The following is a 24,039-nucleotide window of genomic DNA, read 5'->3' as shown; positions in this document are numbered from 1 at the left end:
TGAATACAAACCCGCCTAATCAGGTGCATAGGCATAAGGGCCGATCACCAGTCCGGTAAACAGCCCAGCGTGGACGGACGCCAAGGGCTCGACTTTGATCGGGCTGCACAACATCTGCCATTGATCCTCTTGCGCGCCCCGCCATGAAAGTTGTGCTGAACCCCCTCGTAGGGCGATCTGGAGTTCGAGCGGACCGTTCGTTTGAAGGGGTTGCTCTGCCACCACTTCACCTGTTTCATCTTGGGCAACATCGGTCCGTAAGCGGACAACGAGCCTCCCCTGTTCTTTTCCGACGGCAAGGAAATGGTTTTCATCCATAAGAGCCAACAGGCCGGCAAAGGCTCCCGGCCGAGATGGCTCGAAATCGATCCGCATAACGATGTCCGCGGAATGATGCCGTAGGCGACGCCCGACAAACGCCGGTTTGCCCGAGCTTCCGGCAGCGGCGGATCCCGCCACCAATTGCAACACGCCATCCGTAGTATCGACCGTCAGCTGTTGCTCCGGACCCGGGGTGCGCAGGCCGATCCACTCATCCGAAAGAGGGGAATTGAAATCGTCTCGCCACGAAGAATAATCGACAGGTTGGCTCGAAGGCAAATTCGGGCGGGGCAGTTCCATCGGAACTGGCTCGCCCTGTTCCAGAAAGCGCGGCCAGCCATCCTTCCATTCCAGAGGCAGCAGGAATGTCTCGCGTCCCAACAATGTCGATTGTCCGACGAAAGGTCGGGTGGCAAGAAACACACCCCACCAGGTACCATCCCCCAACTGCACGATATCAGCGTGGCCTGTCGCTTCCACCCTATCCTGCCGGTCGGCGGGCAAGTCTCGCTGCGTTAGGATCGGGTTGATTGGCCCCGGCCGATAAGGACCTTGAAGCTCCCGGGAGCGGTAGATCGTCTGCGAATGCTGGTACGCCGTTCCGCCTTCGGCAGTCAGCAAATAATACCATCCGTCAATCTTATAGATATGCGGTCCCTCGGCCCAGACCGGATTATCGGAAGGGTTTACGCCGCCGTCGACCAGCAATTCGCGTTCTGCCATCATCCGCATCGTGCCGGGGTCGAACTGCTGTATCCATATCGCCCGGTGCCCTTCGTATCGCGGGGGTCCGGGGGGTGCATCGTTATAGGTAATCCACGCCGTTCCGTCGTCCGCAAAGTAAAGCGAGGGATCGATCCCGCCGAAATCGAGCCACACCGGATCGCTCCATGGACCGGCCGGATCGGTTGCCATGATGACGAAATTGCCGCCGCATTCGATGCACGTATTTACGATCCAGAATTTGCCGTTGTGGTATGAAATTGCGGGCGCAAACAACCCGCGATTGGTGCCCAAGCCCGAGAAATCTACTTGACTGGGGCGGTCGATCGCATTGCCGATCAAGCGCCAGTTGACGAGATCCTTGCTGTGTAGGACCGGCAAGCCTGGAAACCAGCTGAACGTGGATGTTACGGTGTAGAAATCGTCACCTACACGGACGATCGAAGGATCAGGGTGAAAGCCGGGCAGGACCGGATTACGAAAGGTGTTGCTGGATGGGACAGCGGCAGCTTCCATGCTCGCTTGCGCGTTGGATGGAACGTCTACTGCAGCGTATTCCATATAATCTATGGTCGCAGTCGGCCCGGCAAGCGCCCCTTGAGAAAAAGCTGCCAGAAGAACAATCCCGCCCATTCCAATCGATCTCAGCATGCCATCCCCATCGCCGCCGCCAGGTAAATTCGGACTTGTTCCGCCCGTTCGCGATTAATATGATAGCGCTACCAACAGGGAGGGCAAGAGTTTCGATATGGCCTACGGAATCTTCGTTAGCCGGCTGATGGAATGTCCTTACGGCAGATTACTTGCCTACGTTCGGTCGTCAGAGATTCTACCTTGACCGGAATAGGCGCATCCCGCGGGTGTTGTTTTGGCAAAGGTAAAACGATGATGCGTCATGTGTTGGCATTTGCGGGATTTATCCTTTTTGCACCAACCCCAGTTTTTGCCGCGCCAACGCTAGGTCCGGCGTACGGCGATGGCATGGTGCTACAGCGCGATACTCCCGTGTTGCTGGAGGGACGTGCGAAGGCCGGCGATATTGTCACTGCGAGTATAGGCGGCGTGACCGTCCAGACGACGGCCAATGCTGACGGGACATTCAATCTGGCCATCCCTGCACGTTCGGCGTCCACAGTGCCAACGACGCTCTCGCTGAACGATACCACCGGGAACATCGAGTTTCGCAATATTCTGGTGGGCGACGTATTTTTGTGTTCCGGGCAGTCCAACATGGAGCTTCCGGTCAACCGCGCTCTGGATGCGTCGAACCAGTTGCGGATGGCGACCGACGACGCGATCCGTCTTCTCAAAATCGATCAGGCCACGGCAGCCGTGCCGCAAAGGGACTTCAAGAACCCGGTCGAATGGAATGCTGCGCATACAGAAACTGTCGGCGAATTTTCGGCTGCCTGTTTCTATATGGCGAAGCAACTACGGGCAGACGATCCTGCCGTGCCGGTGGGACTGATCCATTCCAATTGGGGCGGCAGCGCGGCGAGAGCCTGGCTTACGCCCGAAGGTATAGAAACCCTCTACGGAACAGAGGCACTGGAATTACTGCGCACCTATTCGGCCGACCCGCTGACGGCGACGCAGCGGTTTGTGCCCCGATGGTTCGACTGGTGGCGAGATCGAGATGAAGGGCGAGAACCGTGGGCCGATTCCTCGATCCTCGACTGGAAACCGATCCCGGAATTTTCTTTCTGGAACGAATGGAAGGGTACGGGCCTCGATACTGAGCCAAGGGCGAACGTCTGGTTGCGGCAGACACTGACGCTGACTGAGGAACAAGCGGCTGAGGAAGGGGCTCTGTCGATCGGAGCGATCGACGACTTGGATCTGACTTTCGTCAATGGTCATCCGGTCGGCTACACATTCGGCTGGGGCGTAGAGCGAACTTACAAGGTGCCGGCCGAATATCTGCGCGAGGGGCAAAACGAGATCCTGATCGCGGCAAACAACATGTGGGACACGGGCGGGTTCTATGCAGGACCGGAGAAGCTCTTCTTCATTTCATCCAGCGGGGATACGGTACCGCTAGGGGCCAATTGGGAATATTCGGTGGCGCGTGTAACCGGCGCCCCCCCGCGTGCGCCTTGGGACGCGAATGCCGGGCTGGGCGTGATGTATAACGCCATGATCGCACCGCTCGGTCCGATGCGTTTGGCAGGCGTCGCGTGGTATCAGGGCGAAGCCGATGTAGGACAGCCGAACTATGATGCGAAGTTGCGCGAGTTGTTCGCCGGCTGGCGCGACCAGTTCGGACCGAGGGTGAAGATGTTGGTCGTGCAGTTGGCTAATTTCGGAGGGCGTCAGTCCATGCCGAAGGAGTCCGCTTGGGCACAGCTCCGACAGGAACAGATCGACGCAGTTCAGACGGATCCTAACGCGGCTCTTGTGACTGCTATCGACATAGGCGAGCCAACCGATATCCACCCGGCAAACAAGAACGAGTTGGGTAAGCGATTGGCTTATGCATTCGAAGAAAAGGGGATGCCGATGCCTTCGGCGGCTGTGCGCCGGGGCTCTACGATCGAGGTGACATTCACCGGCATCGAAGGCGGGCTGGTCGCACTGGGCGGCCCGTTTCCGCTGGGAGTGGAATTGTGCGGCGCTGAAGAAAATACGTGTAGGTGGGCCGTGCCTCGTATCGAGGGCGCAATGCTATCGGTGCCTGTCGCAGGGGGCGTATCTGCCCTGCGCGTACGGCATGCCTGGGCCGACGCCCCGATCGTCAATTTGTATGATGGTCGCGGAATGCCGGTTCCGGGCTTCGAACTGGAAATCGCATCTTCGGACTAGCCAGTGTTAATGCGACTAATGCTCCGGTTTGTAACTGCGCTCTAAACGGCTAGGGCAGCGCGCTGCTCGACCTCACGAATTAGCCAAATACTTGCCACTGGTTACTGTCGCTCCAAGACTCGCCCCGGCGAAGCTAGTTACGTTCGGTTTGGCGCCAGCCCGTACTTCGCGCCGGAATGGACGTTGGCATGACGCCAAGAAACGTTCGCCGCGGAACCGCTGACAAGAGCGACGCGCCTGGCTAAGGCGTTGGCGTTAATGCAATCCCTGCGTGCCTTGATTCGAGATCATCGTCACTTGGCGCTTGCGCTGCTGGTGATGGCGTTCTGTATCAAGGCAACAATCCCGACGGGTTTCATGGTCTCGGCGTCGTCCGATACCGTATTGACCGTGAAGATCTGTTCCGATGCGACCGGCAATATCGAGCACGCACGCATCGTAGTTCCACGCAAGGAGCGAAGCGGCGAACATCGCGAAGGGGCGAACAAAGGCGAACACTGCGCTTTTGCGGGTCTCGCCAAGGTTGCGGTGGGCGGCGCTGATGCATGCCTGCTGGCGTTGGCTATTGCCTATACGCTCATGCTTGGCCTTGCCCCGCTGCGCCGTCTGTCGTTCCAGGAATATGCCCGTATCCGCCCGCCATTGCGTGGGCCTCCGGCTGCAGCCTGACAATCCAAGCCTGATTTGTCGGCGCTACCGGCTCGCTCCTGCGTTCGGACTGCAATTTCGCATCCGAAACGCAGGCGGCGACCGAGATGCAGTCTGCCATCAGTCGGATTGCCGTAACCAATCCATGGTCGCGTGAGGCGGAGGAAGGCCAGGATAAAAGCCGGCCCTCCATCCCAATTACCAACAGCGGCACGATCTCCAGCCAAAGCGCGCTCACCAAGTCCGAGCGGCTGGCCGTTTGACTAAGAAAGACACGTTCAGATGAGAAACGCCATTATCGCATCCTTTCTCGCCACCAGCGTTCTGGCTGCGCCGGTATCCGCGCAGGATGTCGCAGAAGACGAAGAACAGACCGGCAGCTGGCTTGCGGATACCATCGTGGTAACCAGTAAGCGGGAAGGATATGTTGCGCCTTCGTCGTCAGCATCCACCCGCACCGACACCCCGCTTATCGAGGTTCCCCAATCGGTTCAGGTCATCACCGACACCCTGCTGAGGGAGCAGGATCGCCGCCAGTTGAACGAGGCGCTGGTCAACGTGTCCGGAGTTACGCCGACCCGGTCCGAGGAAAACGTATTCATTCCGCCGATCGTGCGCGGCTTCCCGGCCGAGGTCTATCTCGACGGCCTGCCGATCTTCGCCGGAAACCAGCAGGCCTATGATCCCAGCAGTATTGTCGGGGTGCGCCGCATCGAAGTGCTCAAGGGGCCCACCGCAACCTTGTATGGGGGTGGCCTAGGGACACCGCTCGGCGGGCTAATCAATGTCGTAACGGCGCGGCCCGACGATGAGACGGGCGGTTATGTCGCGTTACGTGCTGGAAGCTTTTCGACGATCAATCCCTATGGCGACCTCAATCTGCCGCTCGGCGAAGGTATCGCCGCGCGGATCGTCGGCGAATACCAGAGCAAAGATAGCTGGATCGATCTCGTCGATGGAGAGCGCTGGTCGGTGCAGCCGAGCGTCTCGTTCCGGCCCGGGCCGGACACCGAGCTTCTGTTGCAGGGCCAATTAAATCACCGCAGCAGTCTCGAATATTCGGGCATCCCCGCAGGGCAAGCCTTGGCGGGCGAGATAGATCGCAATGCCTTTCCCGGCGCGCCAGTTGGGCAGCCGCGGACCGAGAACGACAACCGGATGGGCACAGCCAGCCTGCGCCATGCCTTCTCGGACGGGTTCGTCCTCAATGTTACCGGGCGCTATTACTCCGGCGAGATCGACGAGTTCGGCAGCTTCGTTTCGCCCTCTTTCTTCCCCGGCGATCCGGCGACCCCCACGGTCTTCCCGGTCGCACCGGTGACGATGGACACGCGCACGAAGGAAGCGACATTCGACGCGAACCTGATGCTGCGCACCCAAGCTCTCAGCGGCGAACACACGTTCCTGCTGGGTGCGAGTTATGACTGGACGAGCTTCTACAGTGCCATGGGCTTGTTCGTCAGCAACACGCCTTCGGGAACGATCGACCTCGCCGATCCGGCCTACGACTTGATCTACACGCCGCAACTTCCGGTGAATTCCTTCACCGACGACCGTTTCGAGACCTTCGCGGTCTATCTGCAGGATCAGGCGACCTACGGGCCGTTGCACCTTACCGGCGGTGTGCGGCTCACCTCGCTCAAGTTCATCGAAGACAGCAATATCGGAGTGGACAACGATTCCACCTATACGCGGCTTTCCCCGCGTATCGGTGCGACTCTCGACGTCGTTCCGGGCATCGCCCTCTACGCAGGCTATGCCACTGCCTTCCGCGCACCGTTCGGCTTCCTCGGCTTCGACAGCCCGCGACCCGAAAGCTCCAACAATGTCGAGGGTGGGATCAAGCTGGCGCTTCCCGAAGCGGGCGTATCCGGCACCATCGCTGCCTTTCGCCAGGTTCGCGAGAACGTGACCATCTCCGATCCCGACAATCTCGGTTTCTTCATCCAGAGCGGACGGCAACGCGCCAGTGGTTTTGAGGTCGATCTGGTCTGGGAGCCGAGCCCGGCTTTCTCGCTGCTGGCGAACTACGCCTATACCGACACGCGTGACGACGGCGCCGCGCCGAGCGATGAACTGACCCGCGTGCCCGAAAGCAGCGGGCGCATCGCTGCTCGCTACCGCGTGCTCGATGGACCGCTCTCCGGACTTTCGTTCGGTGCCGGCGTAACCGCCTTCACGTCGCGCGAACTTACCTTGCCCAACACCATCGCGGTGCCGGGCTATGCCGCGATCGATGCGCAGGCGTCCTACGATCTGGGTCGCTTCTCGCTTGGCGTATCGGTCATCAATCTCGGTGGTCGCGATGCATTCGATCCCTTCTCCTATTTCGGCGATGCTGTCGTCGCGCCCAATCAGCCGCGCTCGGCGTTCGTCACTCTCAAGGCGGAGATATGATGATGATCGGCAGGATAAATGCAGCGCTCGGCAAGCTGGCGATGATCGTTGCCGTGGTAGCGGCAGGTCACACGGCGCTGTCCGCACAAGAGCCCGGAATGGTGATACCCCTCTACGAAGAGGGGGAGATAGCGGCGCTTGGCGTGCCCGAAACACAGGTGCGGGTCGAGGAGATGGGCGAGACATTGATCTTCAATGTCAGCAACCCAACGCTGGAGCTGTTCCGCCCGGCGGAGGGGACGGCGAACGGCGCGGCGGTGATTGTCGCACCCGGCGGCGGCTTCGTCGCCATCGGTTACGAACAGGGCGGGACAGCCATAGCTCGCAGGCTGGCAGAGCACGGGATTGCCGCAGTCGTCCTGAAATATCGCACCATTCAGAGCTCGGGCGATCCGCAAGACATTCCGAAAGTCCATCTCGATGAAATGAGCGCGTTGATGGCACGCGCGCAATCCGGGACGCCAGAGGCGATCCCAACATTCGCAGGCGAGGCAGCTGGTATCGAGGATGGCGCCCGAGCTGTGCGCTTCGTAAGGGACCATGCCGTGCAATGGGGCATCGATCCGGAGCGCATTGGCATGCTCGGCCTTTCGGCAGGAGCATTCATTGCTGCAGACCTTGCCACCGGACCGGTAGAGAGCCGACCAGACTTTGTTGGCATGTTATATGGGGGAGTGCGGAATCGGGTCCCCGCCGACGCACCACCCGGTTTCATCGCAGCTGCGGCCGACGACGAGCTTCTGCCTATGGATAGCGTTCGTGCCTTCGCCGCGTGGCGTGCTGCTGGCGTACCTGCGGAACTGCACATCTACGATAGTGGAGGGCACGGCTTCGATCTTCGTCCAACGGGCGCGACTAGCGATGCGTGGTTCGATCAATTTCTTTTTTGGTTAAGCGCCCGGGAGATGCTCGCCCCTCAGAAATCGAATTAGGTTTTCTACCGAGGTAGGCGTCCTTGCGGTATGTATCAAAAAGCCGGGGGGTCAGTTCGACTTGAATGAATGCGTCGTGCCTTCGTGCGACGTATGCATCCGGTCGCTCAAGTCGGACATGATGTACCACGTGCCCCCGGCCATGATCGCCAGCAAGGTAACGGAGAACAGGACAAGCAACAGGTCCTCGCGCGATTGTTCGCCGGAGAAGCTGAGGTGCAGGAAGTTGCGCAAGTGTGTGACGATCTGCAGCAGTGCCGCGATGCAGATGAGAAGTACTTTCATCGTAGCCGATATGTCTGACATCGCGGCCGTAAATGCTCCGAGAGTGAGCAGCAGGCTGACGGCAAACCCGATGGCGTAGCTTTTGATCTCGGCCGCCATGCCGTCTTGCGGATCGACTTCTCCGGTGTTCGGCCGTGTCATGCGAGGGGGACCAGGAACACGAAGGAGAAGATGCCGACCCAAATAAGGTCGAGGAAGTGCCAGAATACACCGAGCATCGACAGGCGGACCTTCACCACGTCGTCGAGCCCGCGCACCGCGATCTGGGCAATCATGGCACTGATCCACAGGATGCCAGAGAATACGTGGACACCATGAAGGCCGACCAACGCCCAGTAAGCACTGAGCCAGCCGCTGGCCTGCGGCACGCCGCCCTTGCCTGCTTGGGTGATAAAATCCTTCACTTCGAAGAAGAGGAAGCCCGCGCCGAGCGCGGCGCATAGTAGCAGCGATGCTATCACTACGGTCCGGCCATGCTCGTATTTCGTGCCGATCGATACACCGCCATAGGCGACCCCGCCGACCAGAAGGAATGCGGTCTGAATGGCAACGCTCTTGATGTCGAATAAGGTCTGCGGTCCCGGGCCGCCCGCCATGCCGATGGGGTCGAGATAGGAGGCATAGGAGGCAAACAGGATGCCGAAGATGAAGAGGTCGCTCATCACGAACACCCAGAAGCCGAACACCGTCGTCTCTGCCTGATCGTGCGCCTCGCCGTGGCCGCTTCCGAGGTTGAGACCGGGATAGAGGTTGGTTTCGCTCATCCGGCGAACTCCGAAACATCGGGCACGCCGCGGTTGCGCGACGTTTCCTCGTCCGCGCGAGTGACCGCGGAAAGGTTGGCGACCTGTTGCCGGAAACGGCAATCGGCCTCCTCGACCTCGGCCGCCTTGATGATCTTAGGCTCGATTATCATCATGCCGCGGAGCGCGATCAGGCCGGGGACCGCGAGAAAGCTGAGTATTGCGAGCCACCAGATGTGCCAAACCATCGCAAAAGCGAAACAGAAAGACGCTCCTGCAATCAGCAATCCGTGCGGTGTGTTGGAAGGCATCTCGATATCACAGTATTGTTTCGGGGCCCTCCATGGATCGTTCGATCGCTTCGTCTCTCCCCAATCATGCCTTGCTTGAACATGCGGAATACGGGGAAACGTCCACTCGGGGGCCGGGGCAGGCGTCGACCATTCCAAGGTGGAGCCATTCCAAGGGTCTCCACCGGGAACCGCGAGCGCTAGCCGGTTGCGATAGCTGGTCCAGAAGGTCCAGAACAGGCTCGTCAAGGCGCACAGCATCAGCACCGCGCCGAAGCCTGCAATATACATCCATGGCATGAAATCGGGGTTCTGGAACGTCGGCGATCGACGAGGCATCCCCATCAGCCCCAGCACATAGAGCGGCAGGAAGGTGAAGACGAAGCCGCCGACGAAAAGGAATGCGGTGCGCCGCCCCCAGGCCTCGTCCAACCGGAAACCGAAGGCCTTGGGAAACCAGTAATGGATGCCTGCGAGCATGCCGTACAGCACGCCCGGAATGATGACATTATGGAAGTGCGCGACGAGGAAGGTCGAATTGTGAACCTGATAATCGATCGACGGATTAGCGAGAATGATGCCCGAAAGCCCCCCGATTACAAACAGCAGGAAAAAACCGGTAAGGTAGACGATTGGCGCCGTGATACGCACGCGTCCGCGCCACATCGTGGCCATCCAGTCATAGATTTTTACGCCCGTCGGAATGCCGATGATCATGGTGGCTATACCAAAGGCGATGTTCACCCCCGCGCTTTGTCCCATGGTGAAAAAATGGTGGAGCCAAACGGTGAAGCTGATGACCGCTATGCTCATGCTGGCGATCACCAGCGAGGTGTAGCCGTAGAGCCGTTTTCCCGAATAGGTGGAGCTAATTTCCGAGAAAACGCCAAACGCGGGCAGTATCAGGATGTAGACTTCGGGATGGCCGAACATCCAGAAGATGTTGGCGTAATTCATCATGTTCCCGCCCGCTTCATTGGTGAAGAAGTGGAAACCGGCATAGCGGTCGAGAGCCAGCATCGCGCTCGATACGGTGAGCGCAGGCATCGCGTATATCATCATGATTGCAACGCACAGGCTGGTCCAGCAGAACAACGGCATGCGCATGAAATGCATGCCAGGCGCGCGTTCCTTGAAGATGGTCACGGCGAAATTCATACCCGTGAGGGTCGAGCCGATTCCCGAAATCAGAATCGCCCAAAGCCAGTAATCGACCCCTTCGCCCGGGCTGTATTCAATGCCGGTATAGGGCGGATACATGGTCCACCCACCGGTCCCGAATTTGCCGATCAGCAACGAGATCATCACCAATGCCGCACCGACGGTTGTAAGCCCCAGACTAACCTGGTTGACGACCGGAAAGGCCATGTCGCGGGCACCCAGTTGCTGGGGCAGGACAAAGTTGATCAGGCCAATCAGCAACGGCATCGCGACGAAGAAGATCATGATCGTACCATGCGTGCTGAACAGTTGCGCGAAGTGATCCGGAGCGACGAGACCGCTTTCCTGTTGTGCCAACGTCCCTAATGCGGTCGCTTGATGCGTGCGCATTACGAAGCCTTCGATGATCCCGCGCGCCAGCATGATAAGGGCTAGCGCAATATACATGATGCCGATTTTCTTCGCGTCGGGCGACGTCAGCCAGTTGCGATAAAGCGGGCCCCACCAACGCATATAGGTGAGGAGCGCCACCCCGGCGATCGTCCCCAGCACCAGCACGCTGGCCGCACCGGCACCTACGATGGTGCTACTGTTCACATCGCGGAGCAGGTCGGTGTAAGGTGTCACCTGCCAGTTCAGGTTTCCAAAGATCGGGCTGGTTGCTTCGTTCATTCTGCGGTCTGAACCGAATTGTCGGATGGCCGCCCCGTGCCGCCCCACCCGTGCGCTCGCCGGCCGCTAGTGTGGTATTTGGCGACGATACGCTCAAGGATGCCGTCCTCGGTCGCCCTCATCCTGATCGGCTGTGCGGTCCCTTCCAGCCCAAGGTCCTGCCGCGCTTCGGCCAGCACTGTTTGGCGGCGCAGTATCGTGTACGTCGCTTCATCGAGCAGCAGGCCGCCGCCACCGCCCGCCGTCCACGTCGCATAATCGGTGGGCGTCATGGCACGGACGGTGAATTTCTGGCGCCCGAAGCTGGTGCCGTTGAACTGCGTGTTCTCGCCTTCCGCAACGCCGGGGCGGGTAGCCGCAAAGTTCAGCTTCGTCGTCATGCCCGGCATCGCGTAGATCTGCCCAGTGAGCGAGGAGATGAGCAGGCTCTGCATGACCGTATCGGTCGTCAGCGTCAGTTCCACGGGCCGTCCGACAGGGAGGGCAAGCTCGTTGACCGTGGCGATGCCTTCGTCGGGATAGATGAACACCCATTTCCAATCGAGCCCTATCGCCTGCACCTGTAACGGCTCCGGTCCCAATGGCTCGTAGGGATCGAGTTTCTGGGTCGAATACCACAGCCAGCTGGCCAGCACGACGACGACGAGTACCGGCACGCCCCATAGCACCCATTCGAGCTTTTTCGAAAATTCCCACCGCGGGGTGTATTCTCCAAGCGGCGCGGAATAGCGGTATCGCCACAGGATCAGCGGCACTCCGACAAGCACGGGCAGGATTACCACCATGGTAATACCGATCACGCGCAGCAGATGATTGAACTGCTCGTCGGCCACCGGCCCCATTGGCTGAAGGAAACTTTCGCGCATAGGCTCGGCTGCGCACAGGCCACTGGCCGAGCCGGCGATCGAAGCAAAAAGGAAGCATCTAGCGATCCATTTCGCCTCAACCATTTTCAATGCCTTCATTCAACTTTTTACGGCAGTCGCAATGGCGCGCAACGCGAGCAAAACGGCCCGTCAGCGATGGCACACTAAAGCCCGGCAGGCTTATCGCAAGAAGTTGTTCTTGAGCAAGTCCACGACTTCCCCGGTCCGGCCGTCGAGCACGGCTTTGACGCCGAACAGAGCGGTCGCTGCCACTTGCGAGGCCTCGATCTTCGGCGGCATGACCAGTTCCATTTGATTGACTTTTACATCCAGCAGGGCCGGCCCGTCGTGTCGCAGCCATGCGTCCATCGCCGGCTCCAGCGCGTTGGCGTTCTCGACATGCCAGCCTTCGATACCGCATGCTTTTGCAAGCTTGGCAAAATCCGGATTGTGCAGCCCGGTATAATGATCGACCAGCCCTTCCACGCGCTGTTCCATTTCCACGAAGCCGAAGGAGTTGTTGTGGAACACGATCAGTTTGAGCGCGATGTTCTCCTGCACCAGCGTTAGCAGCTCGCCCATCAGCATGGTCAGGCTGCCATCGCCGCACATGGCGATGACCTGGCGATTGGGATAGGCGAGCTTGATGCCCATCGATTGCGGCATTCCGCTCGCCATCGTGCCGTGAAGCAGTGTGTTAAGAAAGCGACGCCGTCCGGTCGCCTTGATGTGACGCAGCATCCAAACCATCGATGTACCCGCATCGGATACGAAGATCGCGTCATCCGCTGCCTTCTCATCCAGCATATGGGCGACGAACTGCGGATGGATCAGGTCGGGATCGACTTCCCCGCCCTGATTTTCGTAACCCTCGAGATCCTCTTCCCATTGCTTCTTCTGCGCTGTCAGATGTCCCTCATTCGATTTCGCGCCGACGAGCGGGAGCAGCGCGGCCATGGTGGTTTTCGCATCGCCCACCAGTCCAAGGTGAATGGCCGATCGCCTTCCCAAATGAGTGGGTTCGATGTCGATCTGCGCGATCTTTTTCGCTTCCGGATAGTACTGGGTGTAGGCAAAATCGCAGCCGAGCGTAATGACGAGATCGGCATCCTCCAGTGCTTCGACCCCGGCCTTGTTTCCCAGAATACCGTTCACACCGACATTGTAAGGATTGTCCGGTTCGAGAAATTCTTTCGCCCGCGTCGTGTGCACCATCGGTGCCTTCACCTTGTCGCAAAACGCGATAATCTCTTCGCGTGCGTCACGCGCCCCGATCCCGGCATAGACCGTGATCTTTCCTGCCGCATCGACCATTGCGGCCAGTTCCGCCATTTCCGCGTCGTTCGGGCGGCAGACCGGCTGGGGGCGATAGACCCGCCAGTCCATCGCATCGTCATCTTTCTCGGTGAACATATCGCCATTGACGATTACGACCGCCACGCCCCTTTTCGTCAGGGCGGCCTGCGCAGCCTTGGTAACGATGCGCCGCGCCTGCGACGGGTGCGAGATATATTCGCAGAAGTGCGAATGCTGTTCGTAAACCTTCTTCTGGTCGACCTCCTGCGGGAAATTGAACCCCTTTTCCGTGCGTGCGACATCCGATGCGATCAATAGCACGGGGGCACCGTTGCGATGGCTTTCGTAGATGCCGTTCACGAAATGCAGCGATCCCGGTCCGCAGGTTCCGGCGCAGACCGAAAGCTCACCGGTCATGTAGGATTCGCCGCCCGCCGCGAACGCACCCGCTTCTTCATGGCGAACGCCGACCCAGCGTAGATCGCTCTTGGCGACGGCGTTGGTGAAATGGTTGATCGTATCGCCGGGTATTCCGTAAACGCGCTTAGCACCTGCCTTCTGCAAAGCATCGATAACGATTTCCGCAACAGTTTTCAAAGTACACCTCTCTTAGTCGAGTGGATCACACACGAGCTCGAGACGTCGATCAAGAAGTCAGTTGCATGGCGCGGTACAATCTTCCCCGCCTACTGGAACCGTAGCTCTCATCCGATCCGTTCGACGATCACGTGCCGCTGCAATGGGTTCAAAGCTTTCACACAGTGCCGGGTTCCGGCGTACTGAACAATAGAAGCGCGCCTGCTTCTTGCATCGATCGTTTTCGTGGATCGTGACCGGCTTACTTACGGTAAACGAGATTTCGGTAGAGAGTACGTCTTCCTGTGAGTTTTAATGGAATCTGTCGATGCGACCGACCTAGCACGAGGAATATCGCCGGCAGAAAGATCCATATCTGCCGGTAGTTTACCGCTTCTTGATCGGACCTCGTTTGTTTTTCCCTCGGCCGCGACTGCCGTCTTTTCGCCCCGGACCCTTACCGTCAGACCTGTCACCGCCGTTTCGATTGAAGCCATTCCGTTCACCGTGCTTGCGGTTCTGACGTGCCTCGATCCGCGGACCGTCGCTGCTTTCTTCGATGGCGATTGCATCCTGCGCGTCTTCGGATTGGGATGTACGAGCCACCGCATCGGTAAATTTGGGGACAATCGCGCGGGGTATCTGGAACCAGCTCTCGCGTTGACCGATCCGGATCGCACCGATCTCGTTTCGCGTAATGTGCCCCCTTCGGCAGATCATGGGAAGCAACCAACGAGGTTCGGCGTTCTGCTTGCGGCCAATGTCGATCTTGAACCAGACCGTATCCTCGAAGCCGGGGCGATGCCGCTCGGCTTTGTCCTTTTGCCGCGCCTCTGGGGTGTTGGCGATCAGTTCTTCCGGTTCCGGGAGTTTGGCCCGGTGCGCCCGTGCCAGTGCCGCCGCGATATCCGCAGGCGACATACGCTCCATCAGATCCTTGGCCAGCGACAGGTCTTCATCTTCGAATTCAGTTTCCGCGGTAAGCCGCTCGAGCAATCGCGTTCGGTCCTGAGAGCGGATTGCATCGGCTGACGGGGCCTCGGTCCATTCGGCTACGATTTGCGCGCCTCGGAGCATCGATTCCACGCGCTTGCGACGGTTGTACGGCACCACGATGGCCGCCGTGCCTTTCCTTCCCGCCCGGCCCGTCCGGCCGGAACGATGCTGAAGGGTTTCGGCATCACGAGGGATTTCGACGTGGATCACGAGGCTCAGGGTAGGCAGATCGAGACCCCGGGCCGCCACGTCGGTGGCGACGCATACTCGTGCGCGGCGGTCACGCAGTGCCTGCATCGCATGGTTGCGTTCGGATTGAGAATGTTCGCCGGACAATGCCACAACCGCGAACCCTCTGTTCTGCAAGGTCGCATGAAGCCTCCGAACGCTATCACGCGTGGCGCAGAAGCAAATCGCGGTTTCGGCCTCGTGATAACGCAGAAGGTTAACGACAGCGTTCTCGATTTCCGACGGGGCAACCGTCACCGCCTGATATGCAATGTCGCCATGGCCGCGGCTTTCCCCGGCGAGCGATAGGCGCAACGCGTCCTTCTGATACCGCTCGGCCATACGCACGATAGGGCGCGGCAGGGTGGCGGAAAACAGCAAGGTGCGACGCCGGTCCGGCGTGGCATCGAGAATTTCCTCGAGGTCTTCGCGAAAGCCCATATCGAGCATCTCGTCGGCCTCATCGAGCACGACCCCAATAAGACCGGACAGGTCGAGCGCGCCGCGTTCCAGGTGATCGCGCAGCCGGCCCGGCGTCCCGACGACGATGGCCGGTCCGCTACGCAGCGCCCGCCGTTCCTTGCTCGCGTCCATTCCCCCAACGCATGTGGCGATGCGAAGCCCGGCCTTCGCGTATAGCCAGCCGAGCTCTCGGCTCACCTGTAGAGCCAATTCGCGTGTGGGAGCGATCACCAGGGCGCTCGGTTTTTCAGCGTCGGTGGAGGGCGCAGCTTGCGCGAGCATTTCCGGGGCCAGAGCCAGACCGAAGGCGACCGTTTTGCCAGAGCCGGTCTGAGCCGAAACGATGAGATCGCGACCTTCGGCATCGCCACCGGTCACGGCAGCCTGAACCGGGGTGAGCGCAGTATATCCGCGCTCGGCCAAGGCATCGCCGAGTATCGGCGGTAAGTTCTCAAAAGACATGTCTACTCACGAGGGAAGGGCCGCACCGCATTGCAACGGGATGAGCGAGGAAAAGGATTGCCCGGCGTTTGCACATCGCAGAAGCACGCGTGGGCGAATTCCCTTCGCACATAGCGTTCGTAGACGAGAAAAGCCCGCGTTTATTTCAGCTTTTTAGAGCGATCCGCACAAAGGATGGTCTGCTTTGCCGAAACGATACGGGAAAAGGTATCACGACTTCAGTGGATTGCGCCAGCAGATCGCACTCCCCGGCGTTGGAAGAACGCAGTAACCGTTCCCTCAACGAGTAACGACATCGCCGTACATCGGCGCCAGTTTCGCCAGGAAGCGGTTTTGCGCGACGAAGGAAACATCCGCTTCCCGCATGGCTTTTTGCAGATTTTCGACAATCGCATTGAGATCCGGTTTACGCGTACCAAGACCCTGGTGTGCGGTCGCCATATCGCGGCCGGTATATTCACAACCCGCATTGAGAATGTAGCAGAACTGCTCGTACAGAGTTCGGCGAAGGCGAACATGGTCGTGGCCGGCGAATATCGCGGCTACGCGAGGGTCGGAAATGTTCAGGTCGACAAATCGATCGGCGATTTGGCGAATACCGTCTTTCCCGCCGAAATCGGCTGCGATGCTGCTGCCGGAGAATGGCTTTGCACCCGCATTGGCATTGTCGACGTCGTAGGGATCCACTGGAAGCTCGCCTGTTTGCGGATCCCGTACCGCCTCTTCGACACCGAATGCTTCGTCCCAGTCCGTATTTTCTGCAGGCGCTTGCTGCATCATCAGAAAGGTAAGCGCGAGCTCGAACATATCGTAAATCCTTAGAATGCGAGCTGGGCTTGGGCGAACACGCCGCGTTGCCCCTCGAACGTCGCGATGGACCCGAGATCGGCATAAGCTGCCGTCACGGTAATATTATCGGTCGCGCCCCAGGCCGCAAAGATATCGATCCAGTCATCTTCGCCGAGACCGAGATTGTCCGGCTTGCTTCGATATTCCGCGCCCATGACGAAACGACGGGAAAACTGGTACGCGAGCGCCCCTTCGAACTGAACCGAGTAGTCATCATTGCCGACGCTCCCGAAACCGAGCAGCCCGTTCTGGTTCGCTTTGGTCATTCGCGCCGTCGCATCCAAGAGTATGCTTCGTGCGAGGAACAGCTTCGTCGCGCTGACGACAAAGTCGACGCCTTCGTCGTGTGCCGCCCCGACGGCAGCGGCAACGCCCCCGTCGAGCGACCGCTTGTACTGCACGCCTACGGCAATCTGCGGCAGCAGAGGGGAGCCGTATACCGTGTCTCCCGCGACCCGGAGCTTCGCGCCCCAAACATCCTGATTAAGGACATAACCCTGCCCAATTCCAAGTGCTGCACCGACATCCTGCGTATCGAAATTCTGCCGCGCATAGGAAAGTTCGACGCGGTCCGCTATTCCGACCGCTATTCCGTGGCTTTGCCACAGATAATCGGGCAACACCGCTCCGCTGACATGTAGCTGGACGCCGATTCCGCGATCGGATTGCCTGCCGGCTATGGTCGCCCAATCGGAGATTCCGCCGCCGCTGGCGCCGCCAATGGTTGAAATGCCATTCGTAAGAAGCAGCTTGGCATTGTAGTCAGCCGGCGGGGGCGATTCCACCAAGACGGATGGCGCTTCATCCACCTGTGCGGTGGCGGTCTGCGCGACGGCAACAAAATATGCGGTCTGCGCGAACGCTAAGACCCGAGCGACTCTTTTCATGAGTAGGATTTCGCAGATCGTGGTTTCAAAGTGATTAACCCTCGAGGGACGCTTTCTTAAGGGTTTCCGCCGTATTTCGGGCGTGCCATGAAACGCCTCGCCTTCGCTCTCGCCGGTCTATTGGTGCTTACTTCCGGCCTATTGCAGGCTGCGGCTCCGGTTCCGGTCAGGGTGCAGATCGTCGACGAGCGCGGAATGCCCGTTCGCGATGCTGTCGTGGAAATCCTTTCTTCCGGTGCTTCGACAGGGCGCATCAGTTTTCCCTGGCGCATGGCCATGGCGCAGAAGGGCGAGCAGTTCGTGCCCGGCACCCTGATCGTGGCGCGCGGAAGCACGGTAGCCTTTCCCAATCTCGATCGGGTGAGGCATTCCGTTTACAGTTTTTCCAAACCCGCGAAATTCGAGATCGAACTCTACGGTCGTGACCAGACCCGCACGCAAGGGTTCGCAAAGGCCGGGACCGTCGCGCTCGGCTGCAACATTCACGATCAGATGCGTGGGTATATCCGAGTGGTCGACACCCCATTCGCGTCAAAGACCGATGCGAATGGCTATGTTGCCTTGGATAACGTGCCGGGCGGGGCGGCGCAGATCACGGTATGGCATCCCCGCCTTCGTGCTCCGGCCGGCGAACTGCGGCGCGATGTATCTATCTCCGGAGCCAATAACCGCCACAAGATCGCTGTCCGGTTGCGCTGATGCAGTTTTCGGACCGACTTGCGCGATTGCGCTTCGGCTCGCTGCGGCAGCGGATCGCGGCGCTTTACGCCGTCCTGTTCGCCATCGTGCTCACCGTCATGATCATGCTGGTTAGCGCCGGCATCGAGCAATTCGGCGAGCACAGTGCGCAACGGGATTTGGCCGCCAATGCCCGGGTATTCGACGAAATCATCGAACTGCGCGCGCGCCAGATGCGTGGATCGGCGGATGTTCTCGCTCACGATTTCGGTTTCCGCGAAGCTGTCGCAACGGGGGATGGTCCCACGATCTCGAGCGCGTTACGAAGCTTGGGCGATCGGACCCACGCATCGTCGGCTTTCGTCGTCGATCTCGATGGATCGGTGACGAGTGCCGGTGGCACGACAACGCCCGATGGCGAAAGCATATGGTACGCCCTCGACGAGGGGCGGGAGCGGGGCATGGTCCGGATGGGTGATGGCCTCGCTCTGGCTGCGGCCGCTCCCATCGAAGCGCCGGACCTCTTGGGATGGCTAGTTATCGCGCAACCGCTCGACCAGAACGAGATGGCGCGGCTCTCCAAATTGGCGGCGGTAGAGACTTCCGCTACAGTGCGGGATATCGGCAATCTACCACAGGATTTGGCACTTACGCCGGTCGGCGATATTTACGAAGAGAATGGTGAAGCCCGAAACCTCTATCTGCTGAACGCATTGCCAAGTCTCGAGGATGGCCTTTCGCCCCGCCTCGTCCTCCGCCATTCACTGGGGGAGGCGCTTCAGGCCTATTCCGGCCTGAAATATACGCTGTTCGCTGTCGGCTTTGCCGGGCTTGCTCTGGTGATTGCTCTTGGCGGAAGGGTCGCGCAGGGCGTCGCCGGGCCGATCGCCAAACTCGATTCAGCCGTGCGACGTTTTGGCCAAGGGGAAACGGTCGAATTGCCGCAGCAAACCGATGATGAGGTCGGCAGGCTTGCCAGCAGTTTCGGTTCGATGATGGAGGCGATCGAGGAGCGCGAGCGAAAGATCATCCATGTCGGTTTGCACGACGGGCTAACCAATCTTCCCAACCGTCGCCTGTTTGCGGAACAGCTCTCCCAACACCTAGCGCGCCGTTCCAACGGGGAGCGCATACTCGTCGCCTATTGCGATCTCGACGATTTCAAGGTCGTCAACGATACGATGGGACACCCGGCTGGCGACACCATGCTTCGCCATGTTGCAGAGTGCTTGCGGCAAGAACTTCAGGATGCCGTGATTGCGCGGCTGGGCGGCGACGAATTCGCCATTCTGATGATCGAAAAAAATCCGAACGTTTCCCTGTTCGATCACGCCAGGCGCATCAAGGATTGCTTCGAGCGTCAGATCCGCATCGAAGGGCAATTGGCAGATTGTTCGGCAAGTATCGGCATCGCCATCGCGCCTTCGGACGGCGAGGATGGTGTCACGCTGTTAAAGCATGCCGATCTCGCGCTTTATCGGGCAAAGCGCGACGGAAAAGCGAATTTCCATTTCTTCGAAGCATCGCTGGACGAACAGGCGCGCCGCCGGCGGGAGATGGAGCTCGATCTTCGGCTCGCTCTGAAGGAGGGGCAGTTCGCGCTGCACTTCCAGCCGCTTTATTCCCTTCGAAAGAACGAATTGACTGGATTCGAGGCCCTTATCCGGTGGCAACATCCGACCAAGGGAATGATAAGTCCTGCAGAGTTCATCCCTCTTGCCGAAGAAACCGGCCTCATATTGCCGATCGGCGAATGGGTCATCCGTGAGGCTTGTCATGCCGCTTCGCAATGGCCGGGCAATTTCTCGGTTGCCGTCAATATTTCCCCCAAGCAGTTCTCGGCGCCGGGTTTGTCCTCGATTATCATGCAAGCCCTGACGACGTCCGGCCTCCCGCCTCAGCAACTCGAACTGGAAATCACCGAAAGCGTCTTCATCGCCGATGTCGACAAGGTGCTGAGCGTTCTGCACGGCGTTCGCGACCTTGGCGTGCGCATTTCCCTGGACGATTTCGGCACGGGCTACTCGTCGCTAAGCTATCTGCGCCAGTTCCCGTTCGACAAGGTGAAGATCGACCAGAGTTTCGTGCGCGATCTTTGCCAAGAGGGCAAGAATGCCCACGCCGTCATTCGCGCCATAACGACGCTCGCTGAAGCTCTGGGCATGGAAACGCTGGCCGAAGGGGTGGAAAGCCCCGAACAGCGTCAGGTTCTGGAAGACGAGGGCTGCGGCTTCGGGCAGGGCTATCTCTTCAGCCGCCCGGTCCCCGCCAGCGCGATGAATGCCATATTCGGCCAAGCGGTTTTCCCGGCGCGGCAATCGGCCTGAGCGCGGTCCGATTGCCTTTCCGGGCTATGCAAGAGGGAATACCAGGCGACGTCGATAGCCGTCATCGGTCGGTTCGCCCGTAGCCTCGCCGCGTAGCTGCCGCGCGGCGGTTTCGACCAGCCGTGTGCCGAAACCGGGCTTGGTATCGTGCGTAGAGCTATCGGTTCCCCCCTCTTCCGACCATTTCATGGCAACCGCACCGTCCTTCTCGGACCAGTGAACCTCGAGGCATCCGTCTTCGATCGACAGCGCGCCGTACTTCGACGAGTTGGTCGCCCATTCGTGAAGAATGAGGGCGAGGGAGGTGAGCTGACGGTCGGAAATCTGTATGTCGGGTCCCTTGACGACGACGTCCTGACCTGACCTGTTCGGTGCAATGACCGTCTCGATAAGATCGCCGAGAAGAACGACGCCCGCATCGTCTCCGGTAGTGCGCGTGGTAAGCGAATGCGACTGATCGAGCGCATGAATTCGGCTGCGTAGGCTTTCTGCGAAGCTCTTCACGTCCTCCGCGTTGCGCGCGGCGATAGTGACCATGGCCGAGATTACCGAGAACAGGTTCTTCACCCGGTGGTTCATCTCGCGAATCATCAATTCGCGTTGATCGAGCGCGGAATGTTCGGCGGTCACATCGAATGTGACACCGATAAATCTCTTCCGGTTTCCGGTTTCGATCAATTTGCCGAGACCGTGCAGCCAACGGAACTGCCCGTCATTCAGCGGCAGCCGGAAAATCTCGTTGAAGTCCCGATCGCCTTCCATCGCCATGCGAAGGGCACGGTTGATGCGGTCCCGATCCTCGCCAGGAAGCCTCGAAAGGATGGGTTCCATCGTATCCGCATCGTCTTCGACACCGAGGTCGAGAAGACTGCGCTCTTTCTCGTCCAATACGAGTTCGTCGGTGGAAGGTTCGTATTCCCAAATTCCGATCTTCGCGACATCCAGGGCGAGGCGTAACCGCTCCCTCTCTTCCTTCAGGTCACGTTCCAGCGAAAGCGCATTGGTGACATCGTTGAACACGATCGTCGCGCCGTCGATTTCTCCATCCGCCAATCGGTAGGGTGTCGTCCGCAATATATATTCGGCGCTCAAGGCCTCCGACTGTACTCTATGTTCCCCTGCTTCCCCGCGACTGGCCGCGCGGCGCGCAAGATCGACATAGGATTTTTTTTCGAAGCGGGTCGGCAGGTCGCCCAACCTGTCGCCGATCCGGTCGCGACCGATCGGGAAAAGTTCCAGCGCCGCGTCGGTAAAGCTGCGCAATTTCAGGTCGGCATCGACTACCAGCACCGCCATCTCGGTGCTGTCGAAGAAATTGCGCAGATCGGAATTGGCGACGGTAAGTTGATCGACCTTCGATTTCAGCTCATCGTTGACCGTGGTCAGCTCCTCGTTGGTCGATTGAAGCTCCTCGTTCATCGACATCATTTCTTCGTTGGAGCTTTTCAGTTCCTCGTTCGTCGTCTCGAGTTCTTCCACCGTCGATCGCAGTCGGTGGCGGGTCGCCTGCAATTCTTCTTCGAGAAATTGCTGCTGCTCCCCATCGATTTCGAATATATCGAGATCGTCGTCCGCCAATTCGAGTGATCCTGTTTCCTGAATGACGATCAGGAAGGTCGCGTGTTCGAGCGGTTCGCATACGATGCGCGCTTGCAGGCTGCCAAAATCCGTGCGGATTTCGACGTCCTTCGCGCCGATCCGGCGACCGGTATCCGAAGCCTTGCGAATCAAAGGACTGACGAGTTCGCGCAAACCAGGACGGGCGAGCGATGGCACATGAATATTGCGTTCGAGCCGTTCGGGAAAATCGAGATAGCGACCGGCGGCACCCCAACGATCGATCAGCAAGCCTTCGCGATCGACGAGCAGGCTGACGGGGGCATAGCGCTGAGCGATGAGCTTAAGCGCGGCGGTTTCGGTACTGTCGTTCCCACGCGGCGGCGGGCTCGGCGGCGAAAGCCGGCGGGGCTTTTGCGACATGCCGACATTGCCCGACAATTGCAGCGTATAGCGGCCTTTCACGTTCTTGCGCCGGAACAGGCGGTTGGCCTGATCGACGACTTCGAACAGGTCCTCATACCGACCGATCGCTTCCGAAGAGCCGAGGAAGAGCTTGCCGTCCTCCTTCAATGCGAAGTGGAACAGCGGAATCACGTTTTTTTGCAGCGTATCATCGAAATAGATGAGGACGTTACGGCAGGAGATTAGATCGATCTTGGCGAAAGGCGGGTCGCGCACGACGTTATGTACGCTGAAACGCACCATATCGCGGATGTGCGGCGCGATCGTAAAACGCTCCGACGAACCGATGACTGCTTCGTCGCGATATCCTTCGGGAATGTCGGTTATCGCAGCGATAGGATAGGTCGCGCCGCGTGCGATCTCGAGCATCTTGTCGTCGATGTCGGTGGCGAAGACCTGAACGTAAGGGCGCTTGCCGTGCTTCTTCATCGCCGCGTCGAACAGGATGGCGATCGTGTAGGCTTCCTCGCCGCTGGAACAGCCTGCCACCCATACGCGGATTTCCTCTGCGTCGCGTGCTTTGGCGACCAGTCGATCGATCACGACTTGATTCAGTGCTTCGAACTGGTCGTCGTCACGGAAGAAGCGGGTGACGTTGATCAGGAGATCCCGGAACAGGGCATCGCATTCACCCCGGTCGCCCTTCAACCGATCGAGATAATCCACCCCGTTCTCGATGCCGAGAACCTGCATGCGCCGTGCGATACGGCGATTGAGCGTACTGCGCTTGTACCGCGAGAAATCGTGGCCGACCGCATCGCGCAACACATCGCACAAATTGTCGATATGGTCTGCCACATCCGAAGCATCCTCGAGGTCGTCTTGCGAGAGGTCGCCGCGTTCGAAGAACTTCGTGAGGTAGGGCACGATGTCGCTCGGAGCGCTAACGATATCGACAAGTCCGGTGCCGATGGCCGAAGCGGGCATGCCGTCGTAAGCGGCGCTTTCCGGCTCCTGTACCAGACAGATGCCACCATGCTCTTTGATGGCGCGCAGGCCGCGACTGCCGTCGGCACCCGTGCCGGACAGGATGACGCAGGCCGCCTGTGTGCCGCGATCTTCGGCTAGGCTCTCGAAAAAATCGTCGATCGGGCGACGCATGCCGCGCGATTCCTTGAATTCGGTCAAGTTGAGCACGCCATTGTCGAGCGCCAACCCGTGGCCCGGCGGGATCACATACACGTTATCGCGCTCGATCGTTTCGCCTCCGCTCGCCTGGCGGACGGACATGGCGGTGTACCGTTCGATCAGCTGCGCCATCAGCGACTCATGCGTCGGATCGAGATGCTGCACGACGACAAACGCCATACCGGTCTGCCCGTCGAAGCCGCCGAACAGTTCGCGTAAGGCTTCGAGGCCGCCGGCCGAAGCGCCCACGCCGATGATTGGAAAAGGTTTGCTGACCCCCGTCACGAC

Annotated in this window: 17 protein-coding genes; 7 read left to right on the top strand and 10 right to left on the bottom strand. The window is 59.4% G+C overall.

Annotated elements, in window-relative coordinates; genetic code table 11:
* Nucleotides 1-15: 15 nt before the first annotated feature.
* On the bottom strand, nt 16-1,695 hold the full coding sequence (locus E3U23_RS02555) for a glycoside hydrolase family 43 protein (protein WP_279349613.1): 1,680 nt from the start codon (nt 1,693-1,695) through the stop codon (nt 16-18).
* A gap of 330 nt (nt 1,696-2,025) precedes the next feature.
* Here E3U23_RS02555 and E3U23_RS02550 point away from each other — a divergent pair, with 330 nt between their 5' ends.
* From E3U23_RS02550 to E3U23_RS02530, 5 genes are all read left to right on the top strand, one after another.
* Nucleotides 2,026-3,846 (top strand): sialate O-acetylesterase, encoded by a 1,821-nt coding sequence (locus E3U23_RS02550; protein WP_279349612.1) that lies wholly within the window; start codon nt 2,026-2,028, stop codon nt 3,844-3,846.
* 258 nt (nt 3,847-4,104) lie between these two features.
* The gene (locus E3U23_RS02545; RefSeq protein ID WP_279349611.1) at nt 4,105-4,515 is read left to right on the top strand and encodes a DUF2946 family protein; all 411 of its coding nucleotides are present in this window, start codon (nt 4,105-4,107) and stop codon (nt 4,513-4,515) included.
* 86 nt (nt 4,516-4,601) lie between these two features.
* Nucleotides 4,602-4,757, top strand: a complete 156-nt coding sequence (locus tag E3U23_RS02540) for a hypothetical protein (RefSeq protein WP_279349610.1) — start codon at nt 4,602-4,604, stop codon at nt 4,755-4,757.
* 19 nt (nt 4,758-4,776) lie between these two features.
* Nucleotides 4,777-6,891 carry a TonB-dependent siderophore receptor gene (locus E3U23_RS02535; protein WP_279349609.1) on the top strand — a complete coding sequence of 705 codons (2,115 nt, stop codon included), beginning with the start codon at nt 4,777-4,779 and terminating at the stop codon, nt 6,889-6,891.
* On the top strand, nt 6,888-7,823 hold the full coding sequence (locus E3U23_RS02530; RefSeq protein ID WP_279349607.1) for an alpha/beta hydrolase: 936 nt from the start codon (nt 6,888-6,890) through the stop codon (nt 7,821-7,823). Before E3U23_RS02535 ends, E3U23_RS02530 begins: the two co-directional genes overlap by 4 nt.
* 51 nt (nt 7,824-7,874) lie before the next feature.
* On the opposite strand, the gene E3U23_RS02525 is transcribed toward E3U23_RS02530, so the two are convergent.
* From E3U23_RS02525 to E3U23_RS02490, 8 genes are all read right to left on the bottom strand, one after another.
* The gene (locus tag E3U23_RS02525) at nt 7,875-8,249 is read right to left on the bottom strand and encodes a cytochrome o ubiquinol oxidase subunit IV (RefSeq protein ID WP_279349606.1); all 375 of its coding nucleotides are present in this window, start codon (nt 8,247-8,249) and stop codon (nt 7,875-7,877) included.
* Nucleotides 8,246-8,872 carry a cytochrome c oxidase subunit 3 gene (locus tag E3U23_RS02520; protein ID WP_279349605.1) on the bottom strand — a complete coding sequence of 209 codons (627 nt, stop codon included), beginning with the start codon at nt 8,870-8,872 and terminating at the stop codon, nt 8,246-8,248. Before E3U23_RS02520 ends, E3U23_RS02525 begins: the two co-directional genes overlap by 4 nt.
* Nucleotides 8,869-10,974, bottom strand: coding sequence for a cbb3-type cytochrome c oxidase subunit I (locus E3U23_RS02515; protein WP_279349604.1), 2,106 nt, complete (start codon nt 10,972-10,974; stop codon nt 8,869-8,871). The genes E3U23_RS02520 and E3U23_RS02515 overlap by 4 nt, the downstream gene beginning before the upstream one ends.
* Complete coding sequence (locus tag E3U23_RS02510) at nt 10,971-11,939, bottom strand: cytochrome c oxidase subunit II (RefSeq protein WP_279349603.1); 969 nt, start codon at nt 11,937-11,939, stop codon at nt 10,971-10,973. Before E3U23_RS02510 ends, E3U23_RS02515 begins: the two co-directional genes overlap by 4 nt.
* A gap of 81 nt (nt 11,940-12,020) precedes the next feature.
* Nucleotides 12,021-13,733 (bottom strand): thiamine pyrophosphate-dependent enzyme, encoded by a 1,713-nt coding sequence (locus E3U23_RS02505; RefSeq protein WP_279349602.1) that lies wholly within the window; start codon nt 13,731-13,733, stop codon nt 12,021-12,023.
* 366 nt (nt 13,734-14,099) lie between these two features.
* Nucleotides 14,100-15,860: a DEAD/DEAH box helicase gene (locus tag E3U23_RS02500; protein ID WP_279349601.1), complete on the bottom strand. Its 1,761-nt coding sequence runs from the start codon at nt 15,858-15,860 to the stop codon at nt 14,100-14,102.
* A gap of 279 nt (nt 15,861-16,139) precedes the next feature.
* Nucleotides 16,140-16,667, bottom strand: a complete 528-nt coding sequence (locus E3U23_RS02495) for a group I truncated hemoglobin (protein ID WP_279349600.1) — start codon at nt 16,665-16,667, stop codon at nt 16,140-16,142.
* Nucleotides 16,668-16,678: 11 nt separating this feature from the next.
* Nucleotides 16,679-17,596, bottom strand: a complete 918-nt coding sequence (locus E3U23_RS02490; protein WP_279349599.1) for a DUF3034 family protein — start codon at nt 17,594-17,596, stop codon at nt 16,679-16,681.
* An 87-nt stretch (nt 17,597-17,683) separates the two neighbouring features.
* On the opposite strand from E3U23_RS02490, the gene E3U23_RS02485 reads away from it, so the two are divergent.
* Together E3U23_RS02485 and E3U23_RS02480 are read left to right on the top strand one after the other, a co-directional pair.
* The gene (locus E3U23_RS02485; protein WP_279349598.1) at nt 17,684-18,295 is read left to right on the top strand and encodes a methylamine utilization protein; all 612 of its coding nucleotides are present in this window, start codon (nt 17,684-17,686) and stop codon (nt 18,293-18,295) included.
* Nucleotides 18,295-20,601: a putative bifunctional diguanylate cyclase/phosphodiesterase gene (locus tag E3U23_RS02480; RefSeq protein WP_279349597.1), complete on the top strand. Its 2,307-nt coding sequence runs from the start codon at nt 18,295-18,297 to the stop codon at nt 20,599-20,601. Before E3U23_RS02485 ends, E3U23_RS02480 begins: the two co-directional genes overlap by 1 nt.
* Before the next feature lie 24 nt (nt 20,602-20,625).
* Here E3U23_RS02480 and E3U23_RS02475 read toward each other — a convergent pair whose 3' ends face one another.
* Nucleotides 20,626-24,036 (bottom strand): CheR family methyltransferase, encoded by a 3,411-nt coding sequence (locus tag E3U23_RS02475; protein ID WP_279349596.1) that lies wholly within the window; start codon nt 24,034-24,036, stop codon nt 20,626-20,628.
* Between the last annotated feature and the right edge of the window lie 3 nt (nt 24,037-24,039).

The sequence above is a fragment of the Erythrobacter litoralis genome (assembly GCF_029760855.1).
Taxonomy (GTDB): domain Bacteria; phylum Pseudomonadota; class Alphaproteobacteria; order Sphingomonadales; family Sphingomonadaceae; genus Qipengyuania; species Qipengyuania litoralis_A.
The sequence above is the reverse complement of the archived record's forward strand: the minus strand, read 5'-3'. Positions and strand labels throughout refer to the sequence as shown.

Coding starts and splice junctions, on each gene's coding strand:
- E3U23_RS02520 (WP_279349605.1), bottom strand. CDS start 8,872: ATGAGCGAAACCAACCTCTATCCCGGTCTCAACCTCGGAAGCGGCCAC.
- E3U23_RS02510 (WP_279349603.1), bottom strand. CDS start 11,939: ATGAAGGCATTGAAAATGGTTGAGGCGAAATGGATCGCTAGATGCTTC.
- E3U23_RS02515 (WP_279349604.1), bottom strand. CDS start 10,974: ATGAACGAAGCAACCAGCCCGATCTTTGGAAACCTGAACTGGCAGGTG.
- E3U23_RS02535 (WP_279349609.1), top strand. CDS start 4,777: ATGAGAAACGCCATTATCGCATCCTTTCTCGCCACCAGCGTTCTGGCT.
- E3U23_RS02480 (WP_279349597.1), top strand. CDS start 18,295: ATGCAGTTTTCGGACCGACTTGCGCGATTGCGCTTCGGCTCGCTGCGG.
- E3U23_RS02500 (WP_279349601.1), bottom strand. CDS start 15,860: ATGTCTTTTGAGAACTTACCGCCGATACTCGGCGATGCCTTGGCCGAG.
- E3U23_RS02525 (WP_279349606.1), bottom strand. CDS start 8,249: ATGACACGGCCGAACACCGGAGAAGTCGATCCGCAAGACGGCATGGCG.
- E3U23_RS02485 (WP_279349598.1), top strand. CDS start 17,684: ATGAAACGCCTCGCCTTCGCTCTCGCCGGTCTATTGGTGCTTACTTCC.
- E3U23_RS02530 (WP_279349607.1), top strand. CDS start 6,888: ATGATGATGATCGGCAGGATAAATGCAGCGCTCGGCAAGCTGGCGATG.
- E3U23_RS02490 (WP_279349599.1), bottom strand. CDS start 17,596: ATGAAAAGAGTCGCTCGGGTCTTAGCGTTCGCGCAGACCGCATATTTT.
- E3U23_RS02550 (WP_279349612.1), top strand. CDS start 2,026: ATGGTGCTACAGCGCGATACTCCCGTGTTGCTGGAGGGACGTGCGAAG.
- E3U23_RS02555 (WP_279349613.1), bottom strand. CDS start 1,695: ATGCTGAGATCGATTGGAATGGGCGGGATTGTTCTTCTGGCAGCTTTT.
- E3U23_RS02545 (WP_279349611.1), top strand. CDS start 4,105: ATGCAATCCCTGCGTGCCTTGATTCGAGATCATCGTCACTTGGCGCTT.
- E3U23_RS02495 (WP_279349600.1), bottom strand. CDS start 16,667: ATGTTCGAGCTCGCGCTTACCTTTCTGATGATGCAGCAAGCGCCTGCA.
- E3U23_RS02540 (WP_279349610.1), top strand. CDS start 4,602: ATGCAGTCTGCCATCAGTCGGATTGCCGTAACCAATCCATGGTCGCGT.